The sequence below is a fragment of the Caballeronia grimmiae genome (assembly GCF_000698555.1).
In the GTDB taxonomy this organism is placed as follows: domain Bacteria; phylum Pseudomonadota; class Gammaproteobacteria; order Burkholderiales; family Burkholderiaceae; genus Caballeronia; species Caballeronia grimmiae.
The window spans coordinates 16,007-36,138 of record NZ_JFHE01000002.1 but is presented as its reverse complement, the minus strand read 5'-3'; the positions used below and the strand labels follow the sequence as shown (position 1 = coordinate 36,138).

Below are 20,132 nucleotides of genomic sequence, written 5' to 3'. Positions count from 1 at the left end.
GCAAGGGTTACGAGTCAACCCTGATACGTACCTTTGTATTCCAGCGAGCCAACCGATGAGGTCAGGCCGACACCATCAATCAAACCTTCGCTCACGCCTTTCATAAGGATGATTGCTTTCGCAGCGTTCATGGCGAGGCTGAGAAACACCGGGTTCATATAAGACGCAAGCATCAGCGGCTTGGGAATACCAACGTGCATCGCGGTATAGTTCTTCGCGACGAATACACCGCCGCCGAAGTCACCGATAAATGCGCCGCCGAGGAAATCTTGCAGCGTTAGTTCTTCTCTTTGGAACGTCTGATTCATGAAGATCACGCCATCGGACCAAAAATCAGACGTAGACCCCGTGCCGGAAAGTTCGTGGCCGCGTGGTAGAGGAATGCCCGGTAGTTGGAATCCCTTGGACAACCGATAGCTTTTTAGCCCCATGCCAAAAGTGGAATAGCTGAAAAGTCTAGACGGGCCATCTTTTGGTTCTTTCAACACAATCATTCCGCGTGCGAGGGAGAAGGGGCCTATTCCGATTGCAGCACCGGCGCTTGTGTCGAATGTCCAATCACTCTTTCGGTACGTCATTACTGCTCCTGCCAAAGAAAACGAGCTTCCCTCGTAATCCGGAGATCACCAATCCCACGCCGATGAGGATCGGCATGAAGTCGAACAGATTGAGCTTCTGATTAACCTTCGGTCCACGGTGTGGCGTGCTTCGGAGATAGCGCACCTCCAGTCGGTCCCCGACTTCGACCGGGTAGGTACTGCTTCCGGGAAAGGAGATGCGTTCACCTGTGTCCGTTGTAAACACGATCTGTGGGTGGTAGCCACCATGATTGAGCTTCGTCACTTCGCCAAGTGCGACAGTTGAATGCAGATAGAAGTCAATGTCGAACCATGTGAACTGAGCGGCGATGGCGATTACACAGGCGCCAAGAAAGACGGACACCCACTCGATTCGTTTCGCCTCAGACTTCACGGTTTTCTCGGAGGTCGAACGTCGCCGTAATAGCGCCACCCTTGATGCCCGCTGCGGTCTGGAGTAGGTATTCTTGCTTCACTTTCGTGAAAGAAAGCGTAACCCGCTCGATGTAAGTACCGTCGCTTCCAATGGGGTTGACGCCGGTGATTCGCACGTTTTCCAGGGTGAACTTGTGAAAGTCGAGAGGCACGGTGCCCGCTTTACGCATCGTGATGATTGCCTTTGGAATGGCCGAACCCGGCAGAAAATAGCGCATGAAGTTTGGACTTGCGGCATCGATCATGTGCGTAAGTTCCATGTCCTCAACGGTGGCTTTGCCAGCACCGGAGCCTGTCAGATACCGACCGTCGGAGTGCATCTTCCAAGCCCAGCTAGTGATTTCCACTTCGCCGACATGGCCTACCTCTTGAGACTCGCCCTGGATGCCGTCGATTTTGAGAAATATGTCTGCCATTGTCTTGTTCGAGTGAATAAAAAAAGCCCCGCACGAGGCGGGGAAAACACCGAGGGACAGTCACTTTCGACTGGCATGTTCAGGATAACGCAGCAACGCAACACCATCGGTCCGCGGGAACGAAATTTCACTGATTGCTGGCGCAAAATAAAAGCCCGCACGAGGCGGGCCAGAATTATCAGAAGAGTTTCCTAGGTCGAGAATCCAACAAGTAGCTTGCCCAAGGTCAGGTAAGCGAAGTCGAATTGCTCGAATTGAAGAAGTTCGCTATTGGCTGTGCAAGTTTGCGAAGTTGCTCGTCGATCGTAAAAGTATCTTGGACTAGGCGACGATCTCTGCGTGGTACTGTTCAAGCGAATAGACCTGAGCCGGTAGTGCGTGCTTCAGTCGCTCCAGACGATCATAGAACGGTTGGAACAGACCGATTGAATCGTTAGTATGTCTGAACATGCGTCTCGAAAGGCGGTCTGATTATCAGCCTCTTCGAGCGCACCCTGATACATGACCATTGCATTCAGACTCAGCACCAACCGCAGGATTTCGTGAGTAGTTGATTGGCTGAGTACCTTGGGGACCCTCTTGTTCTTGAGCGCTTGCTCCAACTCCTTCGCAACGCTGTCTCTGGTCGTCTCAAGCACGCTTGCGTTGAGGTAAATCCAATATGCGGAGTCGCGCTTCACGTGCAGCCCATCGACCTTGGAGGGGTCAGGAATCGTATGGTGCGACGCTTGTTGTCTTGCGGTCATCGTTAGCTCGTCATGTCGAACACGAAAGACCTGCACCACGGGGTAGGGTGGGCAGGCGCACAGTCCAACAGGGTCGACTAAAAACCGGAAGAAGCAACAACACCCGGCAGACGCTTGAGCGTCCCCCTGCCTTCCCATGCGCCCGCCCATAGACGAACGACAGCTACGCGGCAAATTGCACGCGTGAAGGAAGGATACAAGTCGTTGACGCGGCGCGCGTTTGGACGGCGCACCGCGGTTGCTTCTTTTACTGAGAGAACACAGGTTTTAGTCGTGCCTGTACTGAATGCAAACTCACCCAGCCCTTCAAGGATAACGGAGCAGTAAAGATTGGAATGTCGAAAAGTGTCGCTTGCCGCCGAGCACCGAATGTGGTTTAAGGCGCAATCGCTTGAATTACTATTGCGGAGGGCGAAATGAGGATAGGGGCTTGCATGTGCATGGTAACGGCCGTGCTGCTTGCGGCCTGCACGTCGATTACCGACAGTTCGAACGTCTGCGTTCTGCATGGGCCGTTGATCGACCTGCACGATGTCAACGCGCCGCATGACGCGACGCCTTCCGCCGCATTGCGCAAGGGGGCGTCACCGGCCCCAGACCAATGATCTTCGGCAGTAAAAAGCAGGCGAATTCCTAGTCAAGTCGCCGGACCTGTCTAGCATAGTAAAGTTTTAGCTTGTTAGGTTGCAACGCTCATGGTTCGACATCATTGGAGAAGCGAACAGGAAAAGCACGAGTTCGCCAAACGGCTTCTTTTGTCGATAGCCCAACGCGGTCTGAGAGGTCCAACAGCATTAGCACGGCTCTGCAACTCACGAGATGCGAACGCGGAAGTCACGCCTCAGTCAGCTTTTAGATGGCTGTCCGGTGCAGGCATGCCCTCTGTCGCCTCTATGAAGCTCCTTGCACAAGCGCTTGACGTTGATTTGGAATGGCTTCGGTCAGGCGCTGAGAGAAACGGTATGGTCCGTTCATCTGAAGGCGCAACTCGATTGCAGCGCTTGATAACGCTACTGCGCGAATACCGAACACTCACGGCGGCTCAGAAGGACGTGATTGTTACGTTGGTTGCCACGTTTTCTGGCAGTCCGCAGCAGCGAGAAGCGGATTTTTTTATGACATTCAACTGCTCACTCCGGCCCAAGTGGACGCACTAAGTGCGCTAATTACCCTCTTAGCGCCACCACTGTCGGAATGTAAGCAACTTGACAAAAAGTAGAATTTTTGTTACAATAATGCCTGTTGGGTGAGGGATTTATTCTCTCTTCACCCAACAAGTAAAAAATCTGATGCTCGGATTTTCAGGCAGGTAGTTTTCCAATCACGACCGCTGAAGGGCTGCGTCTCCAATGACGAGCCGCAGGCAACACTTCCCAATCTTCCTCGGCAGGCACAGGCGGCGGCGCGACCGGGCGGCGCTCGATGCCGGGTTCGGTCGGATTCAGCAACTGGTCGAGATATTGACCCAGCACTAACCACGCCTCTTTCATCTGCGGCTCATAGGCGTACACCTGATACGTGCGTCTGATGTCGCTTTCCTGAAAGTGGTTCAGGCATCGTTCGATGACGACGGGCAGAATCATTTGCTCCTGCATCAACGATGCACCCGTGCGCCGCAGATCGTGCAGCATCCACCGACCGCCCGGCAGGTCGAGACCGGTCCACGTAGGCGATTGCCGCGTCTTGGTCTTGCGCGCACGGCGCGGCTTCTGCCTGTCTCCGATTCGTTTAGAGAATAGCTGCGGCGGCATCGGCTGCATGGGGTCGTCGGGGTGCGGCATCACCCACGGCGAATCAGACAGCGCGAACAGTTTCTCAAGGTGGCCGATGACGAAATCTGAAAGGTGGATGACGTGCTGGTTCTCGGTCTTGACGATATCGGGCGGCAGACGCCATTCGCGCCGCTCAAAGTTGACGTAGGACCGCAGCGAGTTACACAGCTCACCGACGCGCATCATCGTGCCAAGCAATATCCAGATGCCGTGCTCGCTGTCGGCGGGCAGCGGAGTCATGCGAGCCTTGCCCCATACCGCGCGATCTTCGGGAATGTGCGTCTCCTGAATCCTGCGATCCAGAAGCGGGATTTCGTGCGGCCGCAGCGCGCGCTTGTTGAACTTGCGCAGGTACTGCCCGGTGATGATGTGTTGCTTGGTCGCGGCCAACGGGCTGAAGCGAATTACCGTGGTCCACTTGCTGTGCGTCAGCGCCCAGCCGTACATGCGCCGGATGATGCGAAACAATGCGATCGCTACGGATTTCGTCTTGCTGGCGATAGCGCGCAGCACGGGTACGAATTCGTCGCCAAAGATCGTCCCGGCAGGACGGTCGAGAAACATGCACAGATGCCGAGTCACGGAGCTTTTCATCGCGTCCTTGTTCTTTGCGATGGTGCCGTCCTCCAGCCACGCTTCGAACAGCGCCTTGAAGCTGCATTCGGCCAACGCGATGTCCTGCCGCTGGGTAGCCAGCAGCTTGTCCCGCGCCGCCGAAACGAGTTGTAGTGACTTGCGCGCCTCCTGCTTCTGGCCGACGAGATCGATGCCTGCTTCGAGCTGGGTTTTCGCGTCGAGCACGGCGCGGCGAATGTCATGGAGGCTCTTGTGAGGCCACGTGCCGAGCGGCGCGTCGCGGTGTTTTCCGTCGAAGCGGTAGCGAAATAGAAACGACACGCTGATCTTGCCGTCAACCCCTGCGCGAACCCTGCCCCGGACGCCGGGGCTGTCGGTGAGCGTTCGGTCTGCGTCGGTGGCGGTCAGTTTGCTGAGTTGCTGTTCGCTGAGTTGCATCTTTTTTGTTCCCTAAAAGTACCCTTGTGAGCGGGCGTAGGAACAAATGTACGGTCTACCGGCGCTGGTAAACAAGGTGTCTGAAACGCCGTTTTTTCAACAACTTAGTTGTTCTACCCCAAGGTAGGGAGGTGCTGCGATGCAATAAGAACATATCCACAGATTCCTTGGACAAGCATGTGGATATCCTGCCGATCAATCGCCTAACGCATTGATCCGAAAGCACTAACCGCCCGCGCTGCGCAATGCACCCCGGCGGCAGCGCCAGTGCTCACCTAGCCCCACCCGTACACGACGCAACCATTGCTCCGGCCCGATTGATCTCCGCACCGATCGCCGATTGCGGCGCCGTCACCGCGCTGAGTTCATCGGCGGCGGAACGGGGCATCGCAAACGCGATGGTAGCCGCTGCCATCAGCGCCAGAATCATCGATAAGAACCAGGAAAAGACGTACATCGCCGCCACCTCGCAGGAAACTCGTCGTCAGAATCGGCGCCCATGAATTCCGACGCCTGACGTGCAGAGTAGAGTCCCGCAGCGGAACAGACAGCCCCACGGAGGGAGGGACTTGAAGGAGGGAGTCAGCGCGTATCGGGCGCAGGCACCGGCGACACGCCCTGCGCCCGCGCAGCCGCATCTTGCGCGCGCAACGCGAGGATAAAGCCCTCGCGCTCCCGCAGCCGCGACCAGTACCGGGCGATGGGCTCGGCGAATCTATCGCTCAAACCCAGGTGCTCCGCGAGCATCAGCGCATAGCCGACAGAGATATCCGCCGCCGTGAAGCGGCCCGCGCACAGGAAGTCTTGACGCTCCAGCAACGGCGCGAGAGTGCGCAGCCGCGCGTGAAACCACTTCGCGTAATCCTCGACGACTTGCGGCTGCCTGCGCTCCGGCGGCTCGAAATGCGTGTACCGAAGCACCAGCGTCTGCGGAAACGTCAGCGTCGCTTCGCCGAAATGCAGGAAGTTGAGATAGCGCCCGAAATCGGCTTCGTGCGAGGCGACATCGAGCACGCCGGGCGAAAAACGCGCCGCCAGATACTGGCAGATTGCCGCCGATTCCGTCATGAACAACGCACCGTCTTTGAGCGCGGGAACGGTGCCGAGCGGATTCGTGTCGAGAAACGCGCGTGCCATCACGCGCGGAGGAAACGGCAGCATCTTGAGCTCATAAGGCACGCCGATCTCCTCCAGCGCCCACAGCGGCCGGAACGAACGCGCGCTGACACAGTGATGCAGCGTAATCACCTTCTCCTCCCGACAATCAGTTCAGCCGAGCCACGACGGCTTGCGCTTCTCCAGAAAGCTGCGCACGCCTTCGCGACCTTCGTCCGATGCACGAATGCGCGCGATGCGATCGGCGGTGTCGGAAATGAGTACGTCGTCGATGACGCGATCCGCCAGGTCCGCGACGAGCCGCTTGCACTCGCCTACCGCGTTCGGACTGTTGGCCGCGATGCTGGCCGCGATGCCGTCGACGGTCGCGTCGAACGCATCGCTCGTAACGACCTGATGCACGAAGCCGATCCGCAACGCTTCAGCCGCGTCGAAGCGCTCGGCGGTCACGAAGTAGCGATGCGCGGCGCGCGCGCCCATCGCGCGAATCACGTAGGGGGCGATCGTCGCGGGCATCAGTCCGAGTTTCGCCTCGGACAGGCAGAACTGCGCCGAGTCGACGCTCACCGCGACGTCGCATGCGGCGACGAGGCCCATGCCGCCCGCGTAGGCATCGCCCTGCACGCGCGCGATAACCGGCTTCGCGCTCGTGTAGATGGTGTTGAGCATGGTCGCGAGACCGAGCGCATCGGCGCGATTCTCGGCTTCCGTGAAGCCCGCCATGCGCTTCATGTAGTTCAGATCCGCGCCCGCGCAAAACGCCGGGCCGTTCGCGGCGAGAACGATCGCGCGCACGCTGGCGTCGTTGTTGAGCGCGCGAAAGGCGGCGGTTAGCTCGACGATGGCCGCGTCGTCGAACGCGTTGCGCACGTCGGGCCGATCGAGCGTCACGCGGGCGATGGGGCCATCGACCGCGAGCTTCAGGCGTTGCAGGTTCATTGCGTCGCTCATCTCTGTCTCTCCGTTGGCGCGTGGCTTGAGCATCGCTCAATTCGGTGCGCGTTGCTCGTTGTCTCTATGCGGCTAGTCTCGGCGAAAACTGGTCGCATCGTCAACTCAGTGGAATGAGTACGACTCACACGATGCGCTGCGTTTCGTTCATCAGCATGATGTCACGAAGCCCGCGAGCGCGGACGTCGTATAGTCGGCTATATTACGAACCTCGCGCGTTCTCGCGCCGTCCATTCCGAAGGAATTCTCGTGAAGATAGGTCCGATGCGCTCGCTGCTTTGCGCCGTGCTTCCGCTCGCGTTCGGCTTCGCCTCCGTGCAGGCGCTTGCGGGCGAAGTCCAGGTCGCGGTCGCCGCCAATTTCACTGCGCCGGTACAGGCAATCGCCGCAGACTTCGAAAGGGATACCGGAAACAAGGTCGTCGCCTCCTACGGCGCGACCGGCCAGTTCTATGCGCAGATCAAGAACGGCGCGCCGTTCGAAGTGTTCCTCGCCGCCGATGACACCACGCCCGCCAAACTCGAAAGCGAAGGCCTGACCGTGCCGGGCAGCCGCTTCACCTATGCGACGGGCACGCTCGCGCTGTGGTCCGCAAAAGACGGCTACGTCGACGCCAACGGCGACGTGCTCAAGAAGAATGCGTTCACCCATCTCGCGATCGCGAATCCGAAAGCCGCGCCCTACGGCCTCGCCGCGACGCAGGCGCTCGCCAGGCTCGGATTGACGCAAGCGGTGTCGGCGAAGATCGTCGAAGGGCAGAACATCTCGCAGGCGCAGCAGTTCGTCGCGACGGGCAACGCGGAACTCGGCTTCGTCGCGCTGTCGCAGATTTACAAGAACGGCAGGATCACGAGCGGCTCGGCGTGGATCGTGCCGGCTTCGCTGCACGAGCCGATCAGGCAGGACGCGGTCATCCTTCAGAAGGGCAAGGACAACGCCGTTGCGAAGCAGTTCGCCGATTATCTGAAAGGCCCGGAGGCCGCGGCGGTCATCAAGTCGTACGGCTATCAGCTCTGATCCGAACATGCCGATCGACCACGCCGATCTCCAGGCCATCGCGCTCACGCTCGAGCTTGCGTCGCTGACGACGGCGTTGCTGCTCGTCATCGGCACGCCGATCGCGTGGTGGCTCGCGCATACCGCGTCGCGGCTGAAGGGCGTCGTCGGCGCGGTGGTGGCGCTGCCGCTCGTGCTGCCGCCGACGGTCATCGGCTTCTATCTGCTCGTGCTCGCGGGGCCGAACGGCATCGTCGGCAAGCTCACGGCGGCGGCGGGCATCGGCCTGCTGCCGTTCACGTTCGCGGGGCTCGTCGTCGGCTCGGTGATCTATTCGCTGCCCTTCGTCGTGCAACCGCTGCAGAACGCATTCGAAGCGATGGGCCGCCGTCCGCTCGAAGCCGCGGCGACCCTGCGCGCAGGTCCGTGGGACAGGTTCTTTACGGTGGCGCTGCCGCTTGCCCGGCCCGGCATCGTGACAGCGGCGACGCTCGGTTTCGCGCATACGGTCGGCGAATTCGGCGTCGTGCTGATGATCGGCGGAAACATTCCCGGCCGCACGCGCGTGGTTTCGGTGCAGATTTACGATCACGTCGAAGCGCTCGAATATGCGCATGCGCACTGGCTCGCGGGCGGCATGGTGCTGTTCTCGTTCGCGGTGCTGCTGCTGTTGTATTCGACGCGTCGAAAGGCGGCAATTCATGCGTAGCCGCGCGCCTGCGAAGGACATCGAAGCGCGCTTCGTCGTCGAACAAGGCGGCTTCACACTTGATATCGATCTCACGTTGCCGGGGCGCGGCGTGACGGCGATCTTCGGCCATTCCGGTTCCGGCAAAACGACGCTGCTGCGCTGCCTCGCAGGTCTCGCGCGGCCGACGCAAGGGCGGCTCGCCGTCGATGGCGAAGTGTGGCTCGATACCGCCCGACGCATCCTGCTGCCGACGCACGAGCGTCCGCTCGGCTATGTCTTTCAGGAAGCGAGCCTGTTTCCGCACCTGAGCGTGCTGAAGAATCTGCGCTTCGGCCTGGATCGCGTGCCCCGCGCGATGCGGCGCGTCGATCTCGCGCACGCGGCCCAATTGCTCGGCATCACGCATCTGCTGGAGCGGATGCCGGCGGGGCTGTCCGGAGGCGAGCGGCAGCGCGTGGGTATTGCACGGGCGCTCCTGACGAGCCCGCGTCTGCTGCTGCTCGACGAACCGCTCGCGTCGCTCGATCAAAAGCGCAAGCTCGAAATACTGCCGTATCTCGAACGCCTGCACGACGAACTCGATATCCCGATGCTCTACGTCAGTCACGCGCCCGAAGAAGTCGCGCGGCTCGCGGATCATCTCGTGTTGCTCGATGCGGGCCGCGCGCTCGCGAGCGGTCCGATCACCGACACGCTCGCGCGTCTGGATCTGCCGATGGCCCTCGCCGACGATGCGTCCGTCGTCCTCGAAGGCGTCGTCGCCGGATACGACGCGCGCTACGAACTGCTGACGCTCGCGCTGCCCGGCGGCCGCGCGTCGCTGACGGTGCTCCACGCGTCCGCCGCGCTGGGCCACGCGATGCGCGTCACCGTCAAGGCGCGCGACGTGAGCCTCATCACTGGGGAGCGCGGCGAGACGCAAAGCAGCGTGCTGAACGTGCTGCCGGCGACCGTCGTCGCGATTGCTGCGGATACGCATCCGTCGCAAGCCGTCGTGCGGCTGGACGTCGACGGCTCGCCGCTGCTCGCGCGCCTCACGCGCTATTCGCTGGACCGGCTGGGTATCGCGCCCGGCATGCGCGTGTGGGCGCAGGTCAAGGCCGTGTCGCTGCTTGCCTGAGCGCGAGGTGCTGCAACAGCATGATCGTCTTGCCATCGACGATTTCGCCGCGCTCGATCATCGCCATCGCTTCCTGTAGCGGCAGTTCGAGCACCTCGATTTCCTCGCCCTCATCGGCGATGCCGCCGCCGTCGCTGACGCGCATCGAGCCGTCGTACTCGCCGAGGTAGAAGTAGACCCTTTCGGTCACCGCGCCAGGGCTCATGAACGCCTCGAAGACTTTCTCGACGTGCTCCACGCGATACCCCGTCTCTTCCTCGGCTTCGGCGCGGATGCGCTCTTCCGGCGAGGCGTCGTCGAGCAGTCCGGCCGCCGTTTCGATCAGCATGCCGTCGTGCCCATTGACGAACGCGGGCATCCGAAACTGGCGCGTCAGCAGCACCTTGCCTTCGCGCGGGTTGTGCAGAAGGATCGTCGCGCCGTTGCCGCGATCGTAAGTCTCGCGGCTTTGACGTTGCCACACGCCGTCGCGGCGGCGGAAGTCGAAGATCACTTTTCTGAGGACGTACCAGTCGTCCGACAAGACGACCGTATCGATGACGCGCACGCGATCCTTCGTCGCAATTTCCTCACTCATTCGGCTCTCCTTTGAGCAGCTTTCCCGGCAGAGATTATTACCGGGTAACGGGCGGAAAAAATCATCGGCCGCGCTGTAATTGAGTTTTTGCTGCAACTGGCATAGCGTTGAAAAATGCGCCGGACGGGGTCCGCGCGGGAATCGAATGACTTCCTGCCAAGAGGCAACGGCGCAAGCAATTTTCTGGAGAACGTCGTGATTCGCCTCAAGGCTTTAATGGTGGCGTCGGTGATCGCCACGGCGGGCGTCGCCGCAACCGCTCACGCGGGCGGCCGCGTCGGCATATGGTTCGGCGGGCCGCTGTATTACCCGGTCGCGCCCGTGCCGTATTACTACTATCCGCCGCCGCCCGTGGTCGCGGTGCCCGCCGCGCCGACGACTTACGTCGAGCAGGGTCAGCCCGTCGCCGCGCCCGCGCAGCCCGCCGGGTCGTGGTACTACTGCGACGGCTCGCGCATGTATTACCCGTATGCGAAGGAATGTCCCGGCGGATGGCGCGAAGTGCCCGCCCAGCCGCCTCCGCCTTCGAACTGAGAACGCAGTCATAGCAGAGTCATTTTTTATGAACTACCGAAGGCTCGTCATTCTTCTCGCGCTCGCCGGGCTGAGCGCATGTACCGTGATGCCGACCGGCCCCAGCGTGATGGCGCTGCCCGGCAGCGGCAAGACGTTCGACCAGTTCCGTGCCGACGATGCCTCGTGCAGGCAGTTCGCGTTTCAGCAAGTCGGCGGCGTCATGGCCGATCAGGCGGCGACGAACAGCGCGGTCGGCAGCGCGGTGGTCGGCACGGCGATCGGCGCGGCGGCGGGTGCGGCGTTCGGCGGCGGATCGGGTGCGGCCATCGGCGCGGGGGCGGGGCTGCTGACGGGCAGCGCGTTCGGCGTCGGCGCGGCGCAGACATCGGGTTATGGCGTGCAGCGTCACTACGATCACGCCTATCTGCAATGCATGTACGCCGCCGGCGACAAGGTGCCGGTGTACGGCCCGCTGCGCACCGCTCCGCCCAACGGCGCCTCTTACGCGCCCCCGCTTCCGCCGCCGGGCATTCAGCCGCCTCCGCCGCCGTCGAGTTAAGAACGCGTCAGCGGCGCGCGCCGTGGGCGGCCCGCGAACGCGGATGCACCGGGGCGACCAGCCCCGGCGCAACGAGCAACCCTGTCACCCAGCCGATATAAAACCGCAAATCGCTCCAGAACTCGGCGTTCTCATACACGCGAAACGCCTGGACGTGCGCGAGCCACAGCGCGGTTTGCAGCAATCCGGTGAGCACGAGCCACGTCAGCGCGATGACGCCTGTCGCGCGGGCGCAGCGGCCGAACGTCGATACGTCCCACTGCTGCCGCACGATGACGCAGCCCGCAAACAGAATCAGCAGCGCGGGGATGAAACTCGTGACGAGCACGCGCAATTCCCACTGGAACACGAGGCCGCATAGCAATCCGGCGACGACCGCGAGAATCGCCGCCGGCCACGCGACCCACGCCGGCCCGCGCGCCGCAAGCCACGCGATCGTGATGACGAACGGCAGCGCCGCCCATTGCAGCGCTTGCGCAACCGCCTTTGCGAGATTTTCGGATGCCTGCTGGTTGGAATGACCCGCCGCGACATACACGGTGATCGCCTCGTGCACGCACACCGCGACGAACGCGAAGCTCAGCGCCTCGCAGGCGGCAAAGGCCGGCGACTTGGCGTCGCGTTCGGACGACGAATCCGACGCGAGTCCACGCACGCGCTCGAGTACCGGATCGACGAAGAACGCGAGAATCGCGCCGATCAGCAGCGCGGCGGCGGCGTCCGTGAGGGAGAAATGTCCGAAGAGGGAAAACAGACCCTGCCATAGAAATTCGGGCGCGGCGGCGCAGACGGCGACCCACAGCGCAAAAAAGAAGCCGTTCGATGCACGTCTGAGCGGCATGGCCACCTCGATGCGAATGAGGACTCAGCTTCCCTCGGGCAAAGCCGCTTCTGTGATGCGCGCTGCGATCGCTCCGCGCACGCGATCGAACAGGTCGGCGGGGATGTCGAAGCACTCGTAAGCGAGCGCCTGCGCGACGGTCACCACTTTCATTTCCTCGTAGCGGCGCCCGCTGCCGATCATCGCCTCGAACGCATTGGCGCGCTCGTTGATCTCGATGGGATCGGCGTTCACGAGCAGCACCGCGTGAGCGAGCACCGCATAGCGCGGCGTATCGCGATCACCGGATGACAGCGCGGATGTCTGCGGCGCGCGCCGCCAGTACTGCGCGGTGCCCGCGATCTTGCGCGCATCGCCGCCCGGACCCCACGCCAGATTGAACCGCCCGTCGCAGAACGAGCCTTCCACGGCCTGATGATGCGTGAGGACGCCGAGCGTGTTGAGCGCATCGGCGAGGATGCCGCACAGGTGCAGATAGACCGGCTCAGCGAGCGCGCCCATCGTCGCTCGAACCGGGTAAGCGAGGCTCAGATTGAGGATGCCCGGGCCTTGCGGCACGAGCCCGCCGCCGGACAAGCGCAGCCACACGGGGCAGCCGCGTTGCGCGAAGGTCGCGCGGGCGTCGGCGAGCGGCGCGTATCGCTGATAACTGCGCGGCACGATGAGCGATACCGGCGCGCTCCACAAGTGCGCGACGGCGTCGCCTGCGCTGGCACGCGCGAGCAGTGCTTCTTCGGCGTCGAGCGGATCGCCGGGAAGCGAAGCGGGGTCGAGCAGTTCGAAGGGCATGGGATGGATGGTTGGCCGCGCCGCCATCGACGCTATCCGCATGGTAGCGAAGAACGGCGGCGGCGGCCAAATGCACGCGAAGTGCGCCGTTCAGCTTGCGGCGCGTTGCACATGCTCCTTCAACAACGCGTTCACTTCGTTCGCCTTCTCCATCTGGCTCATGTGCCCGGCGTCGTCGAAAATGCGCACGGTCGCGTTCTTTGGTGCGTTTTCCGCGTGCCGCGACGGGATGATGCGATCCTGCCCGCCCCATATCACGAGCAGCGGCTTGCCCGTCGCCTCCAGATCACGTCCCGGCTGCGCGCTCTGTTTCCCTCCCGCGAACAGCGCGCCGCCGAGCGCCGTCAACGCTTCGCTCACGCCGTCGAGCCGCTTGTACTTCAGCAGGTCGTCCAGCATTTGACGGCTCACGAGTTCAGGATCGGCAAACAGCAACTCGACGACCGGCTTAAGCTCCCGACGCGACTGCGCGTTGACGAAGCCATCGGTGTACGCGTTGTTGACTTCATCGCCGAAGCCGGCCGGCGATATCAGCGCCAGCGACGACACGCACTCCGGTGCATCGACTGCGAGTTGCGCCGCAATGCCGCCGCCCAGCGAATGGCCGACCAGATGCGCCCGGTCGAGATTCACCGCATCCATGAAGCGCGCGACGAACGCGCCGAGCTCGGGCAGCGTCGTCCCGGCGAGACGCGGCGTCGATTGTCCGTGCGCCGGCAGATCGAGCGCGAACACGCGGTTGCGCTCGGCGAGCGCATCGAGATTGAAGAGCCAGTTGTCGAGATCGCCGCCGAAGCCGTGAATGAAGAGCACCGCAGGCTTGCTTGCATCGTCGCCGCCGCGCGCCGCGTAGCGCACGCGAATGCCGTCGACATCGACGAAGTGATACGCCGACGCCGCCTCTTCGCCCTCGCCTTCCTCGTCGGCGGGCGTGACGTACGAAGCGACGTAGGCGTCGATATCGGCGTCGCTCACTTCAGCCGGCGCGAGCACGCCGAGCAGCGCCTTCACCGGCAGCGTATCGCCGGTGGACGCGACCCGGCGTCGCAACAAGCCGGCGTCCGGCGCTTCGACGGCGTTGGCGATCTTGTCGGTCTCGACGTCGAGAATCGGCATGCCGACGGTGATCTGCGCGCCCTCTTCCACGAGCCACTCGTTCACCGTGCCTTCCTTCATCGACAAGCCCCATTTGGGCATCACGATCGGTGTGATTGCGGACATCAGTGCTTGCCTCCTTTCATGGTCTTGCGAGCGGCGTCGGCGATCTGCGCGGCGCTCGGGATATACAGGTCTTCGAGCGTCGGCGAAAACGGCACCGGCGTATGCGGCGGCGTCACCATTTCGATGGCCGCCTTCAGCGCGCCGAACGCCTGCTGCGCGACTTGCGCGGAAATATCGGTGGCGATGTTGCAGCGGGGATTCGCTTCATCGACGACGACGAGCCGCCCCGTTTTCTCCACCGTTTCGAGCACCGTGTCGATATCCAGCGGCGACAGCGTGCGCAGATCGACCACTTCCGCTTCGATGCCTTCTTTCGCGAGCGTCGCCGCCGCGTCGAGCGCGCGATGCACCATCAGTCCATACGTGACGATCGACACGTCCTTGCCGTCCCGGGCGATGTTCGCTTCGCCGAACGGAATCGCATACGAGTTCTCCGGCACTTCGCCTTCGAAGCCGTACAGGTTCTTGTGCTCGCAGAAGATGACCGGATCGTTGTCGCGGATCGCCTGGATCAGCAGGCCCTTGGTGTCGTATGGCGTCGACGGGCACACGACCTTGAGGCCGGGAATGTGCGTGAATATCGGCGTCAGCATCTGGCTGTGCTGGGCCGCCGCGCGAAAGCCCGCGCCGACCATCGCACGGATGACGACCGGCGTTTCGGCACGGCCGCCGAACATGTAGCGGAACTTGGCGGCCTGATTGAAGATCTGGTCGAAGCACACGCCCATGAAGTCGATGAACATCAGCTCCGCGATCGGGCGCATGCCGCACGCCGCCGCGCCGATCGCCGCGCCCACGTACGCGGACTCCGACAGCGGCGTGTCGAGCAGCCTGTCGCCGTGCTTCGCGTACAGTCCCTTCGTCACGCCGAGCACGCCGCCCCACGCGTCTTTCTCGCCGTCCGCGCCTGCACCGCCGACGATGTCCTCGCCCAGCACGATCACGCTCGGATCGCGGGTCATTTCCTGATCGATGGCTTCGTTGATCGCCATCTTCATGCTCAGTTTGCGGGCCATGATGGTTGTCTCCTTGTTGTCGGCGGTTCAGTAGCTCACGTAGACATCGGTGAGAAGATCGGCGGCGGTGGGCAGCGGCGCGTCCTTTGCTTCCTGCACCGCGCGGTCGATCAACGCGGCGACGTCGCGGTCGATCGCGTCGAGTTCGGCGGGCGAGATCACATCGGCGTTCGTCACCGCGTGCGCGAACTTCTTGAGGCAGTCCTTGTTCGAGCGGATATCGTCGAGTTCGCCGGGCGCGCGATAGGTCTGCGCATCGCCTTCGAAGTGGCCGTAGAAGCGGATCATCTTGCATTCGAGCAGCGCCGGGCCGCCGCCTTCGCGCGCGCGGCGGATCACTTCGCCCGCGGCTTCATGGACGGCGAAGAAGTCGGTGCCATCCACCGTCACGCCGGGAATGCCGAAGCCCGCCGCGCGGTCCACGTAGCTATCGACGGCGGTGCCGTAATCGCGCGCCGTCGACTCGGCATAGCCGTTGTTCTCGATCACGAAGATCACCGGCAGGTTCCACACCGCCGCGAGGTTCATGCTTTCGAGAAAGGTGCCCTGATTGGACGCGCCGTCGCCCGTGAAGGTGATGCCCACTTCGCCCTTGCCGCGAAACTTCGCCGCGAGCGCCGCGCCGCAGATCAATGGCGCGCCCGCGCCGAGAATGCCGTTCGCGCCCATCATTCCCCGGGACAGATCCGCGATGTGCATGGAGCCGCCCTTGCCGTTGCACGAACCGCCCTTCTTGCCGTAGATCTCCTTCATCATCGCGACGGGATCGACGCCTTTCGCGATGCAGTGTCCGTGGCCGCGATGCGTGCTCGCGATGCGGTCGCCATCGTTCAGGTGATGCATGATGCCGACGCCGGCCGCCTCTTCGCCCGCGTACAGATGCACGAAGCCGGGGATGTCGCCGCGTCCGAAATCGACGTGCAGACGCTCTTCGAAATCGCGGATCGTGCGCATCTTGCGATAGACCGCCAGCAGCTCGTCTTTCGACAAAGGCAAGCCGCCCGCATGCTGTTGCGACGCTGTCATTGCTGTCTCCTTTCGACTGGTTGAACAACGGTGGTGCTTCGACGCATGAGCCCGGCGCGCGCCGCGTAACGCATGCACGCGGCGACATCGATGCTTCGGAAGGCGTTTTCGCGCAGCGTGATGGTCACTTCGTCGCCGGCGTTGAAGGCGAGTTCGCGTTCGCCATCGAGCGCGACGATGCCCGCGCGCTGCTTCACGCGATGCGGCACGCCATCGGTCAGGCGCTGCCAGTTCGCGATCGGCACGGGCTCGGTCAGGCCGGGCGCGATCGGCGCGTGCAAGTCGAATTCGCCGTCGCCGGGCGTCGCCAGTTCGACGGCAAGACCGCCCGGCTCGTGACGGCCGAGCGGCTCGAGCAGACCGGCGATCGCCGACATGCCGATCGCCTGCGGATCGGCGTACGACACATAGACGGCGGCGAGCGTGTCGATCTTCCAGAGCGCCCGCGCGCCGATGAAGTGCTCGCGCGAAATGACCGCATCCACCAGCGCGATGTCGTGGCGCAGCTCGCCGTTCTGGTCGCGGATGTCGATGTCGAGCCGCTTGTTCGCGACGAGCGCTTCGCTTGCCGGAATGCGGCCGGTTGCGTAGAGGCCCGCCGCGAGACCGGAGATGGTCGGCTCGCGCATCTCGGGGAACGCGTTGTTCGTGCCGGTCGACAGACCCGCGAGCGGCACCGCGCCGCATTCGCGCACCACCGCGCGATGCGTGCCGTCGCCGCCGAGCACGATGAGCGCATCGGCGCCCGCGTCGCGCATCATGCGCGCGGCGCGGAAGGTATCGTCGACGCGCGCGGTCACGGGCATGTCGAGGAAATCGACGGCGGGCAGCGTGGCGTCGGGGCCTTGCCGTCGTGCGAGATGCCGCTGGAGCATGACCTTGAGGCCTTCGCGGTCCGGCATCATCACGACGCGCGGCACGCCGCACGCCGCAAGCGACGACAGAATCCGCAGCACGATATTCACGCGATCCGCGAGTTGCAGACTGTTCGCGTTGGCGATCACGCGGCGAATGTCACGCGCCGATACGGGATTCGCGATGATGCCGACGAGCGGCGGCCCGGCCTTCGCGCTATCACGCATGCCTGTGTCTCCTGAGTGCTCTGCTTTGGAATCGTCGTGGCGCGGATCAAGGCAAGGGATATGCCAATGCGCCAGAGGCCGTTGCCACGGGGCAAAGCCAGGCAATGCACCGCACCCGCGTGACAGGTGTCACAGCGCAGGTGTATCGCGGAAGTGGACAGTCGTATCGGGCGGCGTGTCGTATCGGGCGGCGTGCTTTATCGCCCGGCCGCGTCCCGCTGGTTGGGCGAGCGAATGCCGTATCGCTCCATCCGCCGGTAAAGCGTCATCCTGCTGACGCCGATCTGCCGCGCCACCGCGCTGAGGTTCCAGCTTGCGGCGCGCAGGTACTGCATCAGCAGCATGCCTTCGGGCGGCAGGCGATGCGTATCGAAGTCGTCGGCGGGTTGCTGCGCACGCGTGTCCGCCGCCGGCGCAGGCGCGCCGAAGCCCTCGGGCAAATCGTCGATATCGATCGTTCCGTGCGAGCAGACTGCCCGCGCATATCGCAGCACATTGCACAGCTCGCGCAGGTTTCCCGGCCATTCATGCCGATGCAGACGCTCCCGCGCCGCTGGCGACAGCGTGACTGCACCGTGCGCGGTATCGGCGTCGAGAAACTTGCGGATCAGCCAGTCGAGATCGGTTCGCTCGCGCAGCGGCGGCAGCGCGAAGCGCGCGCCATTGAGCCGGTAGTAAAGGTCTTCGCGGAAGCGGCCTTCGCGCATCAGCGTGTCGAGCGAATGATGCGTCGCGGAGATCACCCGCACATCGACCGATACGGGCCGCGACGCGCCGATCGCCAGCACTTCGCCTTCGGCCAGCACGCGCAGCAAGCGCGATTGCAGCTCGCGCGGCATGTCGCCGATTTCATCGAGAAAGAGCGTGCCGCCGTCGGCTTCCTGAATCAGCCCACGCTTGCCCTTCGCGCCCGCGCCGGAAAAGCTGTTCGGCAGGTGTCCGAACAATTCGCTTTCGATGAGCGTCTCCGGAATCGCCGCGCAATTTACCGCGACGAACGGCCCCGCGCGCCGTGCGCTCGCGCGATGCAGCGCCTTGGCGAAATACTCCTTGCCGCTGCCCGTCTCGCCGTTGACGAGCAGGTTGATCGGCGAATCGACGAGCTTCGCGGCGCGTTCGAGCTGGCGCGCGAGCGTGACATCGCCGCCCGACAGTGCGGCGAGCGGCGCGGGAAGCTCGGCGCTTCGAGTTGCGCTGCCGCCTGCGCTCGCTGCCGGTGTCACGCACGGCGCGGGCGGCATCGCGCTGAGATAAAGCAGCGCGCCGCTTCGCGCGAGCGGCGCCGCGCGCAGTTCGCTCGGGCGTGAATAGACGAAGCGCCCCAGATCTTCGATACGCGCATCGAACAGCGCATCGAAGCGCACGCCGATCAGCGACGCGGGCGCCTCGCCCGGAGACAGCGGCGCAAGCGGCCAGCCCATCTCCGCCGCGAGCATCTCGTGCGCGCGCCGGTTGTGCCCGGCGACGCGCCCGGTTGCATCGAGCGCGATCAGATATTCCGGGTCGACATCGACGAATTCGGGCGACGTATGCAGCTTGAGAATCCAGTCCTGCCGATGCGCGCGCAAGAAGTTGGCGTTCTCGATGTGCCGCGCGTAGATGCGCACGAGTTGCAGCGCCAGATGCTGGCTGTCGCGCGGTTGCGGCGAGGAGAGCGCGGAGATGTCGAGGATTGCGGCGAGCGTGCCGTGTGAATCGAAGAGCGGCGCGGCGGTGCACGTGAGCGGAATATGCGTGGCGTCGAAATGATCAACCTGATGAACAGTCAGCGCCTGCCCGGTTGCAAGCGCGGTGCCGACCGCGCACGTGCCCGCGCCGGTCTCGCTCCACTCCGCGCCGAGATAGAGGCCTGCGCGGCGCAGCGCGGCATCGGTATTGGCGTCGCCGAGATAGTCGACCGTCACGCCAAGCGCATCGGTGAGCAGCACGACGTAGCCCATGCCCGCGACCTGCCCGTACAAGGTCTGCAGGCCGTGACGCGCGATGCGCGCGAAATCGTCGATGCGCTGCTGATGCTCGCGCAGCCGCGTCTGCGGCAGGATGCGCGCTTCCTGCATGCGCGACGGATCGAGTCCGTACTGATGCACGCAACGCCGCCACGAACTCTGGATGATGCCCTCGTGCGTGCGTGCCGGCGCCAAAACTTGCGCCCGCGTAGTCGCCGCGACGACCGCCTCGATGTGCTCGCGTTGCCGCATGTCCATCGTGCTCTCCTTGGGTGTCTCCTGCCGACGCGCTTTTATTTTTGGTGATGCGTCGTCTCGCACCGCGCGATGTCGGGAAAACACGGGGCCAGCCCGTCCGCGCGCGGCGTCGTTCAGGCCATATGATGCTCGAATCGGCAGGACGCGTCATGCGCCGGGCTTGCTGCGCTGCGGCAGGGCCGGATGGCTATCGCGCGATACCCACGACAAGGAGACGACCGATGACGAAGATCGCCTATGAAGACTTCGAGCGCCAGGTGGTGCAGCATCACCTCATCAAGGGTAACGTGTACGAGAACGGCGCGGCGCTCGTCGAACGCGCGAACCGGTGGATTGCGGAACATCGCATCGACGTGTTGAACGTGGAGAGTCTTTCGACGTTCGGCGCCGGCGACGATACCAGCGTCAGCCATTGGTACTCGGGCATTCGCGTCTGGTATCGCACCGAATAGGACGGGCAGCGGCG

General features: G+C 63.3%; 23 protein-coding genes. 7 read left to right on the top strand and 16 right to left on the bottom strand.

Features of this window, described 5'->3' with window-relative positions:
- Positions 1-14: 14 nt before the first annotated feature.
- From BG57_RS32400 to BG57_RS02450, 4 genes are all read right to left on the bottom strand, one after another.
- The gene (locus BG57_RS32400; protein ID WP_152562487.1) at positions 15-578 is read right to left on the bottom strand and encodes a hypothetical protein; all 564 of its coding nucleotides are present in this window, start codon (positions 576-578) and stop codon (positions 15-17) included.
- Positions 559-942 carry a DUF3592 domain-containing protein gene (locus tag BG57_RS31100; RefSeq protein ID WP_160174700.1) on the bottom strand — a complete coding sequence of 128 codons (384 nt, stop codon included), beginning with the start codon at positions 940-942 and terminating at the stop codon, positions 559-561. The genes BG57_RS32400 and BG57_RS31100 overlap by 20 nt, the downstream gene beginning before the upstream one ends.
- Positions 943-961: 19 nt before the next feature.
- Positions 962-1,429, bottom strand: coding sequence for an Hcp family type VI secretion system effector (locus BG57_RS02455; RefSeq protein ID WP_035959960.1), 468 nt, complete (start codon positions 1,427-1,429; stop codon positions 962-964).
- A gap of 383 nt (positions 1,430-1,812) precedes the next feature.
- Positions 1,813-2,175, bottom strand: coding sequence for a hypothetical protein (locus BG57_RS02450; protein ID WP_035959957.1), 363 nt, complete (start codon positions 2,173-2,175; stop codon positions 1,813-1,815).
- A gap of 695 nt (positions 2,176-2,870) precedes the next feature.
- On the opposite strand from BG57_RS02450, the gene BG57_RS34270 reads away from it, so the two are divergent.
- Positions 2,871-3,332 (top strand): helix-turn-helix domain-containing protein, encoded by a 462-nt coding sequence (locus BG57_RS34270; RefSeq protein ID WP_371875859.1) that lies wholly within the window; start codon positions 2,871-2,873, stop codon positions 3,330-3,332.
- A gap of 144 nt (positions 3,333-3,476) precedes the next feature.
- On the opposite strand, the gene BG57_RS02445 is transcribed toward BG57_RS34270, so the two are convergent.
- The 4 genes from BG57_RS02445 to BG57_RS02430 all read right to left on the bottom strand — a co-directional run bounded on the left by BG57_RS02445 (position 3,477) and on the right by BG57_RS02430 (position 7,028).
- Positions 3,477-4,961 carry a tyrosine-type recombinase/integrase gene (locus tag BG57_RS02445; RefSeq protein ID WP_035959955.1) on the bottom strand — a complete coding sequence of 495 codons (1,485 nt, stop codon included), beginning with the start codon at positions 4,959-4,961 and terminating at the stop codon, positions 3,477-3,479.
- A gap of 271 nt (positions 4,962-5,232) precedes the next feature.
- Positions 5,233-5,418, bottom strand: coding sequence for a hypothetical protein (locus BG57_RS02440; RefSeq protein ID WP_152562486.1), 186 nt, complete (start codon positions 5,416-5,418; stop codon positions 5,233-5,235).
- Positions 5,419-5,543: 125 nt separating this feature from the next.
- On the bottom strand, positions 5,544-6,209 hold the full coding sequence (locus BG57_RS02435; RefSeq protein WP_035959949.1) for a glutathione S-transferase family protein: 666 nt from the start codon (positions 6,207-6,209) through the stop codon (positions 5,544-5,546).
- 21 nt (positions 6,210-6,230) lie between these two features.
- Entirely contained in the window at positions 6,231-7,028 is a 798-nt protein-coding gene (locus tag BG57_RS02430) for an enoyl-CoA hydratase/isomerase family protein (protein WP_229753971.1), read from the bottom strand.
- A gap of 264 nt (positions 7,029-7,292) precedes the next feature.
- Between BG57_RS02430 and modA the strand changes: the two genes are divergently transcribed.
- The 3 genes from modA to modC are packed head-to-tail and all read left to right on the top strand — an operon-like array spanning position 7,293 to position 9,835.
- Positions 7,293-8,045, top strand: coding sequence for a molybdate ABC transporter substrate-binding protein (gene modA / locus BG57_RS02425; protein ID WP_035959946.1), 753 nt, complete (start codon positions 7,293-7,295; stop codon positions 8,043-8,045).
- 7 nt (positions 8,046-8,052) lie between these two features.
- Positions 8,053-8,733, top strand: a complete 681-nt coding sequence (gene modB, locus BG57_RS02420) for a molybdate ABC transporter permease subunit (protein ID WP_035959944.1) — start codon at positions 8,053-8,055, stop codon at positions 8,731-8,733.
- A complete protein-coding gene (gene modC / locus BG57_RS02415; protein ID WP_035959942.1) occupies positions 8,726-9,835 on the top strand; it encodes a molybdenum ABC transporter ATP-binding protein in 1,110 nt (369 codons plus the stop codon). Before modB ends, modC begins: the two co-directional genes overlap by 8 nt.
- On the opposite strand, the gene BG57_RS02410 is transcribed toward modC, so the two are convergent.
- A complete protein-coding gene (locus BG57_RS02410; RefSeq protein WP_035959940.1) occupies positions 9,810-10,412 on the bottom strand; it encodes an NUDIX domain-containing protein in 603 nt (200 codons plus the stop codon). The genes modC and BG57_RS02410 overlap by 26 nt on opposite strands.
- Positions 10,413-10,607: 195 nt before the next feature.
- Between BG57_RS02410 and BG57_RS02405 the strand changes: the two genes are divergently transcribed.
- Positions 10,608-10,946 carry a hypothetical protein gene (locus BG57_RS02405; protein ID WP_035960371.1) on the top strand — a complete coding sequence of 113 codons (339 nt, stop codon included), beginning with the start codon at positions 10,608-10,610 and terminating at the stop codon, positions 10,944-10,946.
- Positions 10,947-10,974: 28 nt separating this feature from the next.
- Positions 10,975-11,487, top strand: a complete 513-nt coding sequence (locus BG57_RS02400; RefSeq protein WP_035959938.1) for a glycine zipper family protein — start codon at positions 10,975-10,977, stop codon at positions 11,485-11,487.
- Between the two features lie 7 nt (positions 11,488-11,494).
- Here the strand turns inward: BG57_RS02400 and BG57_RS02395 are convergent, their stop codons facing one another.
- From BG57_RS02395 to BG57_RS02365, 7 genes are all read right to left on the bottom strand, one after another.
- Entirely contained in the window at positions 11,495-12,328 is an 834-nt protein-coding gene (locus tag BG57_RS02395) for a hypothetical protein (RefSeq protein WP_081850816.1), read from the bottom strand.
- Positions 12,329-12,352: 24 nt separating this feature from the next.
- Positions 12,353-13,117, bottom strand: coding sequence for a lipoyl protein ligase domain-containing protein (locus BG57_RS02390; RefSeq protein WP_035960369.1), 765 nt, complete (start codon positions 13,115-13,117; stop codon positions 12,353-12,355).
- A gap of 90 nt (positions 13,118-13,207) precedes the next feature.
- Positions 13,208-14,338: an acetoin dehydrogenase dihydrolipoyllysine-residue acetyltransferase subunit gene (locus BG57_RS02385; protein WP_035959933.1), complete on the bottom strand. Its 1,131-nt coding sequence runs from the start codon at positions 14,336-14,338 to the stop codon at positions 13,208-13,210.
- Positions 14,338-15,354, bottom strand: coding sequence for an alpha-ketoacid dehydrogenase subunit beta (locus BG57_RS02380; RefSeq protein ID WP_035959932.1), 1,017 nt, complete (start codon positions 15,352-15,354; stop codon positions 14,338-14,340). Before BG57_RS02380 ends, BG57_RS02385 begins: the two co-directional genes overlap by 1 nt.
- A 27-nt stretch (positions 15,355-15,381) precedes the next feature.
- Positions 15,382-16,380: a thiamine pyrophosphate-dependent dehydrogenase E1 component subunit alpha gene (locus tag BG57_RS02375; protein WP_035959930.1), complete on the bottom strand. Its 999-nt coding sequence runs from the start codon at positions 16,378-16,380 to the stop codon at positions 15,382-15,384.
- On the bottom strand, positions 16,377-17,462 hold the full coding sequence (locus BG57_RS02370) for an ATP-NAD kinase family protein (protein ID WP_035959928.1): 1,086 nt from the start codon (positions 17,460-17,462) through the stop codon (positions 16,377-16,379). The genes BG57_RS02375 and BG57_RS02370 overlap by 4 nt, the downstream gene beginning before the upstream one ends.
- Positions 17,463-17,659: 197 nt before the next feature.
- Positions 17,660-19,666 carry a sigma-54-dependent Fis family transcriptional regulator gene (locus BG57_RS02365; protein WP_035959926.1) on the bottom strand — a complete coding sequence of 669 codons (2,007 nt, stop codon included), beginning with the start codon at positions 19,664-19,666 and terminating at the stop codon, positions 17,660-17,662.
- A 221-nt stretch (positions 19,667-19,887) separates the two neighbouring features.
- Here BG57_RS02365 and BG57_RS02360 point away from each other — a divergent pair, with 221 nt between their 5' ends.
- On the top strand, positions 19,888-20,118 hold the full coding sequence (locus BG57_RS02360; RefSeq protein WP_035959924.1) for a hypothetical protein: 231 nt from the start codon (positions 19,888-19,890) through the stop codon (positions 20,116-20,118).
- The last annotated feature ends 14 nt before the right edge of the window (positions 20,119-20,132 follow it).

Coding starts and splice junctions, on each gene's coding strand:
- BG57_RS02455 (WP_035959960.1), bottom strand. CDS start 1,429: ATGGCAGACATATTTCTCAAAATCGACGGCATCCAGGGCGAGTCTCAA.
- BG57_RS02385 (WP_035959933.1), bottom strand. CDS start 14,338: ATGTCCGCAATCACACCGATCGTGATGCCCAAATGGGGCTTGTCGATG.
- modA (WP_035959946.1), top strand. CDS start 7,293: ATGCGCTCGCTGCTTTGCGCCGTGCTTCCGCTCGCGTTCGGCTTCGCC.
- BG57_RS02370 (WP_035959928.1), bottom strand. CDS start 17,462: ATGCGTGATAGCGCGAAGGCCGGGCCGCCGCTCGTCGGCATCATCGCG.
- BG57_RS02360 (WP_035959924.1), top strand. CDS start 19,888: ATGACGAAGATCGCCTATGAAGACTTCGAGCGCCAGGTGGTGCAGCAT.
- modC (WP_035959942.1), top strand. CDS start 8,726: ATGCGTAGCCGCGCGCCTGCGAAGGACATCGAAGCGCGCTTCGTCGTC.
- BG57_RS02400 (WP_035959938.1), top strand. CDS start 10,975: ATGAACTACCGAAGGCTCGTCATTCTTCTCGCGCTCGCCGGGCTGAGC.
- BG57_RS02365 (WP_035959926.1), bottom strand. CDS start 19,666: ATGGACATGCGGCAACGCGAGCACATCGAGGCGGTCGTCGCGGCGACT.
- BG57_RS02450 (WP_035959957.1), bottom strand. CDS start 2,175: ATGACCGCAAGACAACAAGCGTCGCACCATACGATTCCTGACCCCTCC.
- BG57_RS02430 (WP_229753971.1), bottom strand. CDS start 7,028: ATGAGCGACGCAATGAACCTGCAACGCCTGAAGCTCGCGGTCGATGGC.
- BG57_RS34270 (WP_371875859.1), top strand. CDS start 2,871: ATGGTTCGACATCATTGGAGAAGCGAACAGGAAAAGCACGAGTTCGCC.
- BG57_RS02440 (WP_152562486.1), bottom strand. CDS start 5,418: ATGTACGTCTTTTCCTGGTTCTTATCGATGATTCTGGCGCTGATGGCA.
- BG57_RS02395 (WP_081850816.1), bottom strand. CDS start 12,328: ATGCCGCTCAGACGTGCATCGAACGGCTTCTTTTTTGCGCTGTGGGTC.
- BG57_RS02390 (WP_035960369.1), bottom strand. CDS start 13,117: ATGCCCTTCGAACTGCTCGACCCCGCTTCGCTTCCCGGCGATCCGCTC.
- BG57_RS02375 (WP_035959930.1), bottom strand. CDS start 16,380: ATGACAGCGTCGCAACAGCATGCGGGCGGCTTGCCTTTGTCGAAAGAC.
- BG57_RS02445 (WP_035959955.1), bottom strand. CDS start 4,961: ATGCAACTCAGCGAACAGCAACTCAGCAAACTGACCGCCACCGACGCA.
- BG57_RS02410 (WP_035959940.1), bottom strand. CDS start 10,412: ATGAGTGAGGAAATTGCGACGAAGGATCGCGTGCGCGTCATCGATACG.
- modB (WP_035959944.1), top strand. CDS start 8,053: ATGCCGATCGACCACGCCGATCTCCAGGCCATCGCGCTCACGCTCGAG.
- BG57_RS02380 (WP_035959932.1), bottom strand. CDS start 15,354: ATGGCCCGCAAACTGAGCATGAAGATGGCGATCAACGAAGCCATCGAT.
- BG57_RS32400 (WP_152562487.1), bottom strand. CDS start 578: ATGACGTACCGAAAGAGTGATTGGACATTCGACACAAGCGCCGGTGCT.